Annotated in this window: 15 protein-coding genes and 1 pseudogene; 2 read left to right on the top strand and 14 right to left on the bottom strand. The window is 70.1% G+C overall.

The annotated features are described in order from the left end of the window. Position 1: 1 nt before the first annotated feature. Complete coding sequence (locus Q4V64_RS28685) at positions 2-328, bottom strand: CU044_2847 family protein (protein WP_253266970.1); 327 nt, start codon at positions 326-328, stop codon at positions 2-4. Between the two features lie 143 nt (positions 329-471). Between Q4V64_RS28685 and Q4V64_RS28680 the strand changes: the two are divergent. Continuing rightward, positions 472-597: pseudogene (locus Q4V64_RS28680) on the top strand (recombinase family protein); the annotation flags it as partial. Positions 598-644: 47 nt separating this feature from the next. On the opposite strand, the gene Q4V64_RS28675 reads toward Q4V64_RS28680, so the two are convergent. The 9 genes from Q4V64_RS28675 to Q4V64_RS28630 all read right to left on the bottom strand — a co-directional run bounded on the left by Q4V64_RS28675 (position 645) and on the right by Q4V64_RS28630 (position 6,235). Continuing rightward, on the bottom strand, positions 645-1,034 hold the full coding sequence (locus Q4V64_RS28675; protein ID WP_172629214.1) for a hypothetical protein: 390 nt from the start codon (positions 1,032-1,034) through the stop codon (positions 645-647). Beyond that, a complete protein-coding gene (locus tag Q4V64_RS28670; RefSeq protein ID WP_124440378.1) occupies positions 1,031-1,315 on the bottom strand; it encodes a hypothetical protein in 285 nt (94 codons plus the stop codon). The genes Q4V64_RS28675 and Q4V64_RS28670 overlap by 4 nt, the downstream gene beginning before the upstream one ends. A 78-nt stretch (positions 1,316-1,393) precedes the next feature. After that, positions 1,394-2,410: a hypothetical protein gene (locus tag Q4V64_RS28665; RefSeq protein ID WP_303712190.1), complete on the bottom strand. Its 1,017-nt coding sequence runs from the start codon at positions 2,408-2,410 to the stop codon at positions 1,394-1,396. A gap of 313 nt (positions 2,411-2,723) precedes the next feature. Beyond that, positions 2,724-2,984, bottom strand: coding sequence for a DUF397 domain-containing protein (locus Q4V64_RS28660; protein ID WP_124440380.1), 261 nt, complete (start codon positions 2,982-2,984; stop codon positions 2,724-2,726). Then, on the bottom strand, positions 2,977-3,792 hold the full coding sequence (locus tag Q4V64_RS28655; protein ID WP_124440381.1) for a helix-turn-helix transcriptional regulator: 816 nt from the start codon (positions 3,790-3,792) through the stop codon (positions 2,977-2,979). The genes Q4V64_RS28660 and Q4V64_RS28655 overlap by 8 nt, the downstream gene beginning before the upstream one ends. A 279-nt stretch (positions 3,793-4,071) precedes the next feature. Continuing rightward, positions 4,072-4,404 (bottom strand): helix-turn-helix transcriptional regulator, encoded by a 333-nt coding sequence (locus Q4V64_RS28650; protein ID WP_124440382.1) that lies wholly within the window; start codon positions 4,402-4,404, stop codon positions 4,072-4,074. A 157-nt stretch (positions 4,405-4,561) separates the two neighbouring features. Continuing rightward, complete coding sequence (locus tag Q4V64_RS28640) at positions 4,562-5,221, bottom strand: DUF5063 domain-containing protein (protein ID WP_124440383.1); 660 nt, start codon at positions 5,219-5,221, stop codon at positions 4,562-4,564. Continuing rightward, a complete protein-coding gene (gene recR, locus Q4V64_RS28635) occupies positions 5,214-5,813 on the bottom strand; it encodes a recombination mediator RecR (RefSeq protein WP_009309432.1) in 600 nt (199 codons plus the stop codon). Before recR ends, Q4V64_RS28640 begins: the two co-directional genes overlap by 8 nt. Positions 5,814-5,893: 80 nt before the next feature. Continuing rightward, the gene (locus Q4V64_RS28630) at positions 5,894-6,235 is read right to left on the bottom strand and encodes a YbaB/EbfC family nucleoid-associated protein (RefSeq protein ID WP_124440384.1); all 342 of its coding nucleotides are present in this window, start codon (positions 6,233-6,235) and stop codon (positions 5,894-5,896) included. Between the two features lie 314 nt (positions 6,236-6,549). Here Q4V64_RS28630 and Q4V64_RS28625 point away from each other — a divergent pair, with 314 nt between their 5' ends. After that, positions 6,550-7,284, top strand: a complete 735-nt coding sequence (locus Q4V64_RS28625; RefSeq protein ID WP_124440398.1) for an SLATT domain-containing protein — start codon at positions 6,550-6,552, stop codon at positions 7,282-7,284. Between the two features lie 128 nt (positions 7,285-7,412). On the opposite strand, the gene Q4V64_RS28620 is transcribed toward Q4V64_RS28625, so the two are convergent. From Q4V64_RS28620 to Q4V64_RS28605, 4 genes are all read right to left on the bottom strand, one after another. After that, the gene (locus tag Q4V64_RS28620) at positions 7,413-8,957 is read right to left on the bottom strand and encodes a substrate-binding domain-containing protein (protein WP_124440385.1); all 1,545 of its coding nucleotides are present in this window, start codon (positions 8,955-8,957) and stop codon (positions 7,413-7,415) included. 147 nt (positions 8,958-9,104) lie between these two features. After that, positions 9,105-11,315 (bottom strand): serine/threonine-protein kinase, encoded by a 2,211-nt coding sequence (locus Q4V64_RS28615; protein ID WP_124440386.1) that lies wholly within the window; start codon positions 11,313-11,315, stop codon positions 9,105-9,107. Positions 11,316-11,394: 79 nt separating this feature from the next. Further along, a complete protein-coding gene (locus tag Q4V64_RS28610; protein ID WP_124440387.1) occupies positions 11,395-11,877 on the bottom strand; it encodes a MarR family transcriptional regulator in 483 nt (160 codons plus the stop codon). Beyond that, positions 11,874-12,482 (bottom strand): type 1 glutamine amidotransferase family protein, encoded by a 609-nt coding sequence (locus Q4V64_RS28605; protein ID WP_124440388.1) that lies wholly within the window; start codon positions 12,480-12,482, stop codon positions 11,874-11,876. The genes Q4V64_RS28610 and Q4V64_RS28605 overlap by 4 nt, the downstream gene beginning before the upstream one ends. Positions 12,483-12,610: the final 128 nt, after the last annotated feature.

The raw sequence follows: 12,610 nt of genomic DNA, 5'->3' as shown, positions 1-12,610 counted from the left end.
TTTAGGCCCGGTCGCCCTGGTCGTGCTTCCACATCACCTTCACCGTCAGGTGACAACCCGCATCGGTCCTGGTGATCACCACACCGGCCTGCACGGCCAGATCGACCCCGAACTCCACCTCGACTTCGGCAGGGCCTGCCGTGCGCAGCTGATTCAGCACCGTCCGGGCCATGTCCGCGACGGGATCCAAGGCCGCCTGCAGACTCGCCGGCAGTTCCTGAATCGCCTCGCCGACCCGGCCGGCCTTCACCGGCCCTTCAGGCCCAGCAGCCGTCTCGAGCAGGATCGAGCCCCCGCCTTCTAGTTCAATTCGAGCAAGGCTCGCCACGAACAACTCCCCCCACGTGCTTCGGGCACACAGCAACATCGTCTGACCAACGTAGTCCACTTGTCGTGCAGGCCGCCTCAGAATCCCGAGGCGCGGTCCATGACGAACATCCCCAGCTGTCGTCCGGAAACGAAGACCCCGCGATGCGGGAGACCGCGACGAAGCCCACGAGAGTGGGGTACGCCCGTTGCAGTACCGCCCAACAACAGCTCCAGAGCCAGCTCGACGCCCTGGCGGAAGCCGGGTGCGACCCGGTCTTCTCAGAGAAGATCAGCACCCGCATCAAGGTACGGCCCGAGTTCGTCAAGGCGATGGACTACGGTCGCTCTACGCGGATGCGTTTGCGGTTCGCGCTTGCGGCCAAAGCCCGGATGTCCTCGAGGTCGTCCGTGAGGATGAGGGCGTCATCGTGCGTCGAAGACGCGAGCACAACGCCGGCGTCGATCACATCCGCTGTGCCGTTCTCCTGACACAGCAGTGCCGCCGCTTTCGCCGCGGCCTCGGTCAACGGCAGGACAAGGCAGGGACGCAGCACCTTGTGCAGGTTGGCAGCCTTGGGACGAGTGTCCCAGCACTGGGCCAGCACCCCCGCCGGAACGATCGGCCGGACGTCTGCGGCAAGGAACTCGTCATGCTGTGCGATGAAGTTCCGGTCGTTCTTCGCCGCGGCAAGCAGGGCGCCGGAGTCGTACACGACATGGTTCACGCGGGCCGGGCCTCCTTCGGGCCCTTCTCGCTCCACCCCATGAGGTCAGCCACACGCGCCCTGGCCTTGGCACGCTCTTCCTCGGTGAACATGCCGTACTGCTCCTGGTACTCGACCATGGCCTCCCGGCCCTCACGCATCCGCTTCCGGTGGCCCAGGTAGGACTCCAGTGCCCGGCTGACCACCGCCGAGATCTGCTCGTCCTCGGCCTCGGCATGCTGCCGTAGTGCCTCGCCGAGCTCGGCATTCAAACTCACGCTGAACTTCACCTTCTCCGCCATATTACGAATGTAATCTGGGGGCCGCGTTGAAACCACCGGCGCGCGGAGGCGCACGCGCGTTCACCCGCGTCGCCGCCGTCACCACTTCCAGCGCCTCGGCGGGAGCCCGTTCGCGATGCGGTCGCGGTTGTCGCGGTAGTGGTAGAAGACGAGGTCCTCGATGGGGACACGGCGGAACGTGTCAGGCACGGGACCTCCGGTACGGCGTTCCAGTTTTTGCTTGAGGAAGCGCGCGGACGTGACGCCCAGGTGTGCGACCTCGGCGAAGCCCTTCTTGATGTCCTCGTCGGTCATCGGGTTCTCCGCGAACTCCTTGCGGCAGTCCTCGCAGATCCCCCGGTCGATCTTCACCGTGCGTTCGTCCTGGTCGCACGTGGCACAGGCCATGATCACGCGGGTGACGCGGGCGCGGAGGGGGCGGCTCGGCGCGGTGGGGGCATCGGCCTTCTGCGGCGGCATCTTCGACTCCAGTCGTCTGCGGGCGAGTCCGCCCGGGTTGGTGACATCGGGCGGGAGCCCGTCGGTCAGGGCGCGAGTGATGTCGTTCGGCGTCGCGCCACGGGACAGCCACTCCGCGGCGAGGGGTTCGAGCGAGCGGCAGTCGCTTTCGGAGAGGGGCATGCGGGGGTCGGCTGCGCGGAGTCCGGCGAGGGTTCGGTACGCGGCGCTGGGCTCGTCGGGGGCCGGTTCGTCCTGGGCTGCTTCGGGGGTCGGCTGCGGAGCCGGCTGCTCCTCGGTTCGGGCCAGGCCCGGTCGGTAGTCCTGGGTCACGTCCCTGCCGTGGCGCTCCCGCGCGAAGTCCGCCCACCACTCCGGTGACCTGGGCGTACGCGACCAGTACGTCCGCGTCACCCACCGCATCGAGTTGTCCTCGACGGTGATGTGTTCCTTGATCCAGCGCAGGTGGCCGGCCTCGGTGAGGTGATTCAGCGATGTACGCATTGCCTGCTGGCCGTAGCGGGGGTGTTCCGCCGCGAGAACCTTGTGGCCCATCGCGTGGCCGTCGTCGAGGTGGTCGATGAAGACGGCGACCTCAGCGTCGCGTGGGAGCAGGTGTGCGAAGTCCGGGTCGGTGTGCGGGACTTCGTCACCCACGGAGCGCTTTCCGTACCCCGTTTTGGCCATGGGGTGGGCAGGGGACGGCAGGGCAGGGCTAGGCTGGGCGTAAGCCACGATCGAGTCGCTTTCGATCCGTAGGTCCAGGCCCCGGAGCCGGTGTTGGTAGCACCGACCGGGGCCGATCTATTGCCGCGAACCTAGAGCGGCTTTACGTTCCGAAGCAAGCCGATCACGGAATGTCACCTTTCGAGGTAGGACGCCTCAACTCACGTACAGACTTGGTTAGTTGGGTTGGTTTTCAACCATCCCAAAGCCCAAAAACCCATTGGAGGAGCTCGGAGCTCGAGGCTCAAGCTCCGGGCCGACCTGCGGAAACGTCGGCGAGGAAGGCCGTCCAGGCAGGGTCGCCGAGGTGGAGCCGGGGGCCCGCCGGGACCTTGGAGTCGCGGACGTGGACGGTGGTCCGGGCGGCGGGGAGGGCGACTTCGACGCAGGCGCCGCCCTCGTCATCGCTGTGACTCGACTTGAACCACGCCAGCGCGACCTCGACGCAGTCGCCGCCCTCGTCGTCGCTGTAGCTCGACTTGAACCACTTCAACTGGTCACTCACGGCTGTCCACCATCCGCTCGATGAAACGGGCCGACTCGTCGGGTCCGAGAGCCTGTGTGCGGATCATGCTAAGCCGCTCGGTGACCCTGCTGACAACCCCCGGATCAGCCGAAAGCTCGCTGGCGAACGGGCCTTCTGTGAAAGCGAATCGCTCGTGGTCGCGGGTCTCCAGGAGCACCATGGGACCCATGAGTGCGGCAGGGACGGCCCGTTCGAAGGGGAGCACCTGCACCACGACGTTCCGCAGCCGCGCCACTTCCAACAGGCGGCGCAGCTGTTCGGCGTCCACCTGCGGAGCGCGCAGCACGGCCTCGTAGAGGACGAAGCTCAGCCCTACCGGAGGCTTGCGCTCGGTGAGGATGGCCTGCCGCTCCATGCGGGCCGCGATCCGCTCCTCCACCGTCTCCTCGTCCAGGGGCGGGATGCGGTTGTCGATGAGAGCCCGCGCGTACCCCTTCGTCTGCAACAGCCCGGGGACGAGCGAGACATCGTACGACCAGCGGCTGATCGCCTCCTTCTCCCGCTCCATGAAGTCCTGCGCCCGCGCCGGGAACCGCTCCCGGTTCAGGTACTCCTTGGCCGCGCTCAGCAGGCCCTCCGCCCCGCAGAGTTCGTCCGCCACGTCGAGCACGCGCGGCGTCGGCATCCGTACGCCGCGTTCCATGGACGCGATGGTCTCCGGGGAGTAGTTGGCGGCGGAGGCGAGTTCCTCGCGGCTGACATCGGCCTTCACGCGCCAGCGTTTCAACTGGTTGCCGCTGTAACGCCAGGCGACAGGCGGCTGGTTGTTGTTGTGCGTACCCGACACGGTGACCACCTCTGACCGGCGCACTTCTTTGTGCACCTCTCCGGCTCGCTACCGAGCGTAGCCTTATGGGACCCATCCCGTGACCATGACGAACACAATTCACCGCCCCGACTGGGCCGGGCCGCGGGCCACCAACTCCGCGTGGCGGTCGCGCACTTCGACGCCGTACGGATCGAAGGTGTCCGGGGGGAACGGGTCGCCGCGCGGATCATCGACGCGTACCGACGCTCGGGCAGTGCGGGGGCACAGCCGACCGCTGGGCGTGCAACCGCAACACATTCAGGCGGCGCCGACCGTCCGGTCCCCGTACTCGATGGTCACAGTGATCCTGGCCCCGAGCGCCTCCGCGTACATACGCATCGTCTCCAGATTGTGAATCTCCCCCCGCTCGATCTGGGAGACCCTGACCTGGGAGATCCCCACCGATTCGGCTACCTGAGCCTGTGTCAGTCCCTGCTGCTCGCGGATCTCGCGCAGGTGGTGTCCCACTAGGTACGCCTCGGTCGCCGTACGCGCTGCCTGCTTACGGGATTCCCACTCGGCGTCGGTCACCTCGGGCTGGTTCTCCCGCATCCGGCGCTTGACCTCCGCCCAGCTGCTGTACTGGCTCATCGGGCCACCCCGTCCATTCGGACCTCTGTACTTCCCGAGCTGCCCGGCCGCAGTTCCTTGAGGTTGTGCATGCGGCAACCGGTAAGCCGGTCAACTTGCGGGCGTACCAGCGCTGGTCCGCTCCATCCAGTGCGCGTCGCGAAACTCGCCGCTGCCGCTACTTCGCCGGCCGCATCCCCAGCGGTTCCCCGATCTCCTCCGCCATCACCTTGCCCGCCTCGAATTCGAGCGTCTCGTCGCCCATGCCCTGGTCCGTGTCCAGGCCGTCGAGTTCTTCGAGGGGCTGGTTCAGGCGGACGTGGGCGAGGACCGACTGCAGCGCGCGCAGGGTCGCCGACGCCGTCGAGCCCCAGTTGGAGAAGTAGGAGAACTGCCACCACCACAGGGCCTCCGTGGTGCGGCCCGCGCGGTAGTGGGCCATGCCGTGGCGGAGGTCGGTGATGACGTCGGCCAGGTCGTCGGAGATGCGGGCCGGGACCCGGGCCTTGCTCGGCTCGTAGGGGTCGAAGACCTCCGAGTAGACGTCGACCGGCTCCAGGAGGCGCGCGAGGTTCTCGCGGAGTCCGTCCATGTCGGGCTCCGGGCCCAGGTCGGGCTCGTAGCGCTCCTCGGGGAGGATGTCCTCGTGGGCGCCCAGGCGGCCGCCTGCCAGGAGGAGCTGGGAGACCTCCAGGAGGAGGAAGGGGATCGCCGATTCCGGCTCGTCGCCCTTCGCCACCTCGGAGACCGCTACGAGGAAACTCTCTACCTGGTCCGCGATCTGGACCGCGAAGTCGTCCGGGTCCTGGCTGGTCGCGTGCAGCGTGGCGTCAGACATCTAGGAGTCGTCTCCCCTCGAAGGCGCGGCCGAGGGTCACCTCGTCCGCGTATTCCAGGTCGCCACCCACCGGGAGGCCGCTGGCCAGGCGGGTGACCTTGAGGCCCATGGGCTTGATCATGCGGGCGAGGTACGTGGCCGTCGCCTCACCCTCGAGATTCGGGTCCGTGGCCAGGATCAGTTCGGTGACCGTGCCGTCGGCCAGGCGCGCCAGAAGTTCTCGTATGCGCAGGTCGTCCGGGCCCACGCCCTCGATGGGGCTGATCGCTCCGCCGAGGACGTGGTAGCGGCCCCTGAACTCGCGGGTGCGCTCGATCGCCACTACGTCCTTGGGTTCCTCGACCACACAGATGACGGAGGGGTCTCGGCGGGTGTCGCGGCAGATGTTGCACAGTTCCTCCTGTGCGATGTTGCCGCAGGTCGCGCAGAAGCGGACCTTCGCCTTCACCTCCATCAGGGCCTGCGCCAGACGCCGTACGTCCGTCGGTTCCGCCTGCAGGATGTGGAAGGCGATCCGCTGCGCGCTCTTGGGACCGACGCCGGGAAGCCGCCCCAGCTCGTCGATGAGGTCCTGGACCACGCCTTCGTACAACGGACTGCCGTCCTTCCTGGGTTCCTTCGGTACGTACCGTAGTTGGCCGGAGCCCCTCTTAGAAAGGCAGACCGGGAGACTTAGAAGGGGAGGCCCGGAATACCGCCGCCGCCGAGGCCCTGGGCGAGCGGGCCGAGCTTCTGCTGCTGGAGGGCCTGCGCGTTCTCGTTGGCCGCCTGGACCGCCGCGACGACCAGGTCGGCGAGGGTCTCGGTGTCCTCCGGGTCCACCGCCTTCGGGTCGATCTTCAGCGCCCGGAGCTCTCCGGCGCCGGTGACCGTGGCCTTCACCAGGCCGCCGCCCGCCTGGCCGTCGACCTCGGTCTGGGCGAGTTCTTCCTGAGCCTGCGCCAGGTCCTGCTGCATCTTCTGGGCCTGCTGCAGCAGCTGCTGCATGTTGGGCTGGCCACCACCGGGGATCACGATCAGCTCTCCTTGGTCTGTACGGGTATTCCGTCTCGCGTTCGGGTTTCCCGTTCGGCTTTGCCGTTCAGCACGAGACTACGTGGTCCGCGTGGGCATCGCCCCAGCACTCTTTCGAGTGAGTCGACCGTGAGTCGTATACGCGATCAAGGGACTCTTCCGGGCGGAAAAGTGACGAAAGCTACGCCTTCGCCACCCATTGGGAGGTAGGAAGGGTCCGGCATATCAGCACCAACGCACGGTGTTCAAAGTGTCACGCAACGTGATCGGTCGGATCAGGTAGGGAGTGCCGGGTGGGCGGTCAGCAGCCGGAGATGCAGCCCGAGGGTCCGCCTCAGGACGGGCGGGGCGAGGGGGCGGCCGGGCTGCGGCCGGGCGATCTGACCGGGCGGGCGTTCCCGCTCGGCGACTGGGGTGAGCCCGCGGTGCGGCTCGACGAGCTGTACCGGTGGGTGGAGCGAGGGGCGCTGGACACCGCGGCCTGGTATCTGGCCGACCGGGTGTGGAAGCGGCGTGGGGCGCGGGTGCTGCGGCTCGGGGCGGCGGGCGGGGCGGTGGCGGGGGCCGCGTTGCCGCTGCTGGACATGACCGGGGCGGTGGGCGGGGTCGCGCCCTGGGGGTATCTGGCGTTGCTGCTGGGCGTGGCGTGTGTGGCCGGGGACCGGTACTTCGGGGTGACCTCCGGGTGGATAAGGGACGTGGCCACGGCTCAGGCCGTGCAGCGGCGGCTTCAGGCGTTGCAGTTCGACTGGGCCTCGGAGAGTGTGCGGGAGGTTCTGGGGCCGGCTGAGGGGACGGCCGGGGAGGCGGCCGAGCGGTGTCTGGGCGTGCTGCGGAGGTTTTCGGAGGACGTGACCGAGTTGGTGCGGGCGGAGACGGCGGACTGGATGGTGGAGTTCCGGACGGGCGCGACGCCGATGGGGATTCAGTCGGCGGGAGTGGTGGGGCAGCGGTCGGAGTCGGTGTCGGGTCAGGGACGGTTTCCTTTGCCTCCGGGGGCGGGGGCTCGGCCGAACATGCCTCGGCAGCGGCCGCCGGAGCCGAGGTGAGGTGAGGCGAGGTGAGGTGAGGCGAGGTGAGGTGAGCGGCGTCGGGTGTGGGCGCGGGCTTTTTCGCCCCCGCCGCCCCTACCCTTCCCGTCCGGACGGGCTGAGTACGGCTGCCCCTTCCCTGATCCTCAATCCTCCGCGCAGAGCTCCAGGCCCTCCGGGGTCCAGCACGGGATGTGCCCGTGGGTGCGGATGACGTCCTGGCCGTTGCCGCGGGCGAGGTAGGTCAGGAAGCTGGAGGCCAGGGAGTCGGCCGGGGGGCGGCCGTAGGTGTAGGCGTACTCGATCTCGCGGTACGGGTACGGGTTCGTGCCGTGTTCGATGGCGTCGACGGAGGGGGTGTGGCCGTCGAGCTTGAGCAGGTGCAGGCCCTTGGCGTCGTCGGCGGCGTTGAGTTCGCTGTAGCCGATCGCGCCGGGGAGTTCGGCGACCGTGGTCAGGACCTGCTCGGTGGAGTCGAGTTCACAGCGGATGACGTCGAGCGTCGGGTCGTCCTGGTGAACGCAGTCGACGGAGGAGTTCGCGATTTCGCCGCGGCCCAGCACTCTTCGCTGAAACACCTGTCTCGTGCCCGAGTTGGCGTCCCGGCTGACCAGGTGCACTTGGAGGTCGGGGCCGCCCAGCTCGCTCCAGTTCTTGATCTCGCCGCGGTAGAGCCGTCGTACGTCCTGAGTCGACAGGTCGGTCAGGCCGACGTCGTCGTTCACCACCAGCGCGAAGACCGACACCGCGACCCGGTTCTCCCGCAGCTCCGGCAGGCCGCTCGGCTTGGGGCCGTCCGACAGGGCCACGATCGGCGGTGAGCCCTTCGTCCCCTGCTCCCCCTGCTGGGCGCCGGCCGCCGCCAACTCCCGTACACCCGCCGTCGACCCGTGCGGATCGACCTCGATGGTCGCGCCCTCGCAGTCCCCCTCGTACTTCTCCGCCACCTCGCGCAGCACGGGCGCGAACGCCGTCGAGCCGGTGAGCGTCAGCTCGCCTGTCGCGCAGCCGATCGGGGGGCGGGCGTCGTCGCGGGTGACGACGAGCGTGGCGAGCGTCAGGACGGAGACCGTGAGCATGATGGTGATCAGCCGGGAAGCGCGGCTGAACAGGGGCGGCTTGTCGTCCGGGGTCGCGCTGCGGTTCATGTGGACCACGCCGTCGCGGATGCCGCCGCTCAGCCGGATCTCGCTGTCGACGTCGCCGCCGGACAGCAGGACGAGCAGTTTGAAGTGGTCACGGGTGTTGAGCGGGACGCGGGGGATGCGCAGGGTGTTGCCGTCGTAGCCGAAGCCCCGGGACGAGGTGAAGTGGTCCATGAGGTGGTCGGTGTCGGACGGCTGCGTGACCGAGACGCCGCGGATGACGCGGTCGGTGAAGACCGCGGTGAGGCCGTGGACCTCGGGGCTGGTGTAGTCGTCGCGGTCGATGCCCTGCGAGCCGTCGTTCTCGATGCGGAGCAGGACGAGGGTGGCGTCCGACATGTCCGGGGCCTCGTCGAAGAGGCCGAGGCGGACGTTGATCCGGCCCAGGCGGACGTCGTCGCCTATCGGGTTGTCCATCTGGACGCGGTAGCCGATGCGTTTGCGGCGCGGGGTCCGGCGTTCGTACCAGACCATGACGCCGGACGCGACGATGCCGAGGAGCGCGGTGCCCACGGCCACGACGTTCTCTGCGCTCAGCAATTCCACCCTGGGTGCCCCCGCAACTCCCCGAGCCGGATCGTGGGGTCACACCGTACGGCGGTGCGAGGGCGTATTCCGGTTTGGTCGAAGGAAGTTCGCCGGACGTTCAACGGGGTTGCGGGGGCGGGTGGTTCGTCACTGGCGGGTGGTTCGTCACTGGCGGGTGTACGTCAGCTTCTCGTCGGTGGTGGTGTTCACGCGCTGGAGCCTGCCGTCCGGGAGCAGGGTGATCTCGGTGGCCTCGCCCGGTCCGCAGGGAGAGCGGGGCTGCCAGTTCGTCATGGTGGACGGGCCGATCCGCAACGGGCCGTTCGCGCTGGGGGCTTCGGCCAGGTCGGCCTCGAAGAGGCAGTGGTAAGTGAGGCCGCCCGCGGCGGGGCCGTCGGCGACCAGGTAGAGGACCGTGTCACCCACCTTGCCCTGCCGAAGGGTGAGTCGGCGGGTGTGCCGGCCGTCGGCGTTGTCGATCGTGGTGGTCCAGGTACCGAGGTAGGCGGCCGGGATCACACCGTCGGCGGGGGCGGAGGTGGTGGGCCGGGAAGGGGTCGGGGATGCGGGGGACGTCGGTTCGGGTGTGCTGGGCTCGGGGTTCGCCGGGTCACTGGTGGAGGGGGACGCGGTGCCAACGGCCTGCTTGTCACCGCCGCCGCTCATCAGCGCGTAGACCGATCCGCCCGCGGCGAGCGCGACGACGAGGGCGATGAGGACGAGCAGAGCGGTGGAACGGGCGTTTGTGTGGGGTGGCTGTTGGGGGCTGGTGGGGCCGTGGGGCGGGGTCCCGAAGGGTGGAGGGCCGTAGGGCGGGGTGGGGCCGAGGCTGCCGTACGGGGTGTACGGCGAGGGGGCGCCGGGGGTTCCGGGCGCGGCCGGCCAAGGTGCGGTGCCGGGCTGCTGCGGGTGGCCGTACGCGGAGGGCTGCGGGTGCTGTTGGGGGTAGCCGTACGCCGGGTCGGCGGGAGAGCCGCCGGGGGCACCGGCCGCGGGCGGGGCGCCTGGGCCCGGCGGGGGCGTCGGACCGCCAGGCCCGGTGACGAGGGTGGGCAGGTGATCCAGCCGCGCACCGCCACCGGGCGGGCCGGGAGCGGGCGGGCCCGGCGTCGCGGCCGGGGCGGAGTCGTCGGCGGCGGGGGCGTGTTCGGGCGAGGGGGCGGGGGCGCCGGGTGGTGCGGCGGGGACGCTTCCTGGCCCAGCGGGAGCCGGCCCTCCGAGCGGCACGGCCGAACCGCTTCCCGGCCCAGCGGAGGCGGGGACGCCGGGTGGTGCGGCGGGGACGCTTCCCGGCCCAGCGGGGGCAGGGACTCCGGGCGGCGCGGCCGAACCGCTTCCCGGCCCAGCGGAGGCGGGGACTCCAGGCGGCACGGCCGAACCGCTTCCCGGCCCGGCGGGAGCCGGCCCTCCGGCAGGCACGCCACCGTCGTCCGGCGCCCCCGACGCACCATCCGCCTCCGGGTCCTCCGTATCCAGCAACCGCACCGCATGCCGCCCCAGTTGCGCCACCAGCGCGCTCGGCAGCCACGGCTCCCTGGAGCGGCCCCCGGACACCGTGTCCTCCGCACCCGTGCGGTCCAGGATGTGGTGCAGGGACGGTCTTGCCGTCGGGTCCTTCCTCAGGCAGGCGCGGACCAGGTCGGCGATGCCCTCGGGGACGCCCTGAAGGTCCGGTTCCTCTTGGGCGATGCGGAACATCAGGGCGTGGACGCCGCTGTTGGCCGTGCCGAAGGGGAGTCTGCCGGTGGCCGCGTAGGCGAGGACCGAGCCGAGACAGAAGATGTCGCAGGCCGGTGTGATGCGGTCGCCCCGCACCTGTTCCGGCGCCATGAAGCCCGGCGAACCGACGAGCGCGCCGGTGCGGGTGAGGCCGCCGTCCGTCACCGTCTCCAACGCCCGCGCGATACCGAAGTCGATGACCCGGGGGCCGTCGATGGTCACCAGCACGTTGGACGGCTTGAGGTCCCGGTGGACGATCCCGGCCGCGTGGATGTCCCCCAGCGCGTGCGCCAGCCCCGCCGCCAGGATGCGTACCGAGCGTTCCGGCAGCGCCCCGTGGTCGTGGCCCACGACCTGCTGGAGGCTGGGCCCGGCGACGTACCCCGTGGCGACCCACGGCACCGCCGCCTCCGTGTCCGCGTCCAGCACCGGCGCCGTCCAGTACCCGCCGACCCGCCGCGCGGCCCGCACCTCCTGCCGGAACCGCGCCCGGAACTCGTCCTGCGCGGCCAGTTCCTCCCGCACCAGCTTGACGGCGACCGTACGCCCCCGGTCCGACCGGGCCACGTACACCTGCCCCATCCCGCCCGCCCCGAGCCGCGCCAGCAGCCGGTACGAGCCGATGCGCTGCGGATCCCCCGGCCCCAGTTTCTCCATGGCCGCGCCGCCTTCCCCCCACACGTCAGCAACAGCCCGAGGATAGTGCGGGCCCACCGCGCGGTGACCTGGGCGTCGTCTACGGTTCCGTAACGGGCTCGATCGGTTCCGTAACAGGCGGACCCACCTCGTCCAGCACCTTCGACAGCCGTTCCAGGACCCGTACGGCGTCCGCCAGTTCGGCCTCGTCCCCGTACGCCTCCACCAGCCGGTCGGCGAACGCCGCATGCCCGGGGTTGATCCGGGACACCGCCGCCCGCCCCTCCCCCGTCGGCGCCAGGAGCTTCGCGCGGCGGTGGGCCGGGTTGGGGCGGTATTCGGCGAGCCCCTTGTCCACCAGCAGGTCGGCTATGCGCTGCACGCTCTGCCGCGTGATGCCCATCGCGCGGGCGATGCCGGACACGGGCAGCGGCTCGCCGAGCACCGCGCCCAGCACCTGCCACCAGGCGGCGGTCAGACCGGCCGGGCGCGCCAACTCCTCCGCCACGGCCAGGAACTGGCCGTTCAGCCGGAAGACCCCGAGCGCGCTGCGGCTGAGCAGGTCCTGACGCTCCCGGCTCACTGCCGCGTCCCCGCCTTCTCCAGTACGGCGTACGCCTCCGCGTCGGAGTCGTGGAACAGCCGGTACCAGGCGTCCAGCACCTCCCCCTCGTACACCCCGAGGAGACCGAAGATCTCGCGGGCGAACGCGACGGGCTCGGTGGGTCCGGCGGTGATCAGGCCCCGGTCGGTCACGGCGTCCGCGTCGACGTACCGCTCGCCGCCGCCGTAGCCCGTCGCGGCCAGGTAGAAGGAGACCGCGCTGGTGTGGTCCCGGTCGTCGAGCAGGCCCTCGCGCGCGAGCCCGGCGGTGGCCCCGCAGATGGCGGCGACGGGCACGCCGGCGTCCAGGAAGGCGCGGGCCTTGCGGGCGACGGGGGCCAGGTCGTCACCTGTGTCCCACAGATCGGCGCCCGGGAGGATCAGCAGGGAGCTGTCTTCAGGCCGTACGTCGTCCAGGGCCAGGTCGGGCTGGATGCGCAGGCCGCCGACGGAGGTCACCGGTTCGCGGGTCGGGCCGACCGTCCGGATCTCGTATCCGGCGCGGGCGAGATAGGCCGTCGCGTGCCCCGTCTCCCAGTCGGCGAGCGTGTCGTAGACGGCGAGATACACGGGCTTGCGGTTCATGGTTGCCTCCTCGGGCTGTCACCATCTCCCTAGATGACAGCATCCTGTCATTTCGACAGCGCCCTGTCAACTGATGGGCTCTTCGACAACCTGTCGCGGAAACCCACCGTCCACAGACAGGACGCCGA

The organism is Streptomyces sp. NL15-2K (assembly GCF_030551255.1).
Classification (GTDB): Bacteria; Actinomycetota; Actinomycetes; order Streptomycetales; family Streptomycetaceae; genus Streptomyces.
The sequence above is the reverse complement of the archived record's forward strand: the minus strand, read 5'-3'. Positions and strand labels throughout refer to the sequence as shown.

Coding starts and splice junctions, on each gene's coding strand:
- Q4V64_RS28670 (WP_124440378.1), bottom strand. CDS start 1,315: ATGGCGGAGAAGGTGAAGTTCAGCGTGAGTTTGAATGCCGAGCTCGGC.
- Q4V64_RS28650 (WP_124440382.1), bottom strand. CDS start 4,404: ATGAGCCAGTACAGCAGCTGGGCGGAGGTCAAGCGCCGGATGCGGGAG.
- Q4V64_RS28640 (WP_124440383.1), bottom strand. CDS start 5,221: ATGTCTGACGCCACGCTGCACGCGACCAGCCAGGACCCGGACGACTTC.
- Q4V64_RS28625 (WP_124440398.1), top strand. CDS start 6,550: ATGCAGCCCGAGGGTCCGCCTCAGGACGGGCGGGGCGAGGGGGCGGCC.
- Q4V64_RS28615 (WP_124440386.1), bottom strand. CDS start 11,315: ATGGAGAAACTGGGGCCGGGGGATCCGCAGCGCATCGGCTCGTACCGG.
- Q4V64_RS28605 (WP_124440388.1), bottom strand. CDS start 12,482: ATGAACCGCAAGCCCGTGTATCTCGCCGTCTACGACACGCTCGCCGAC.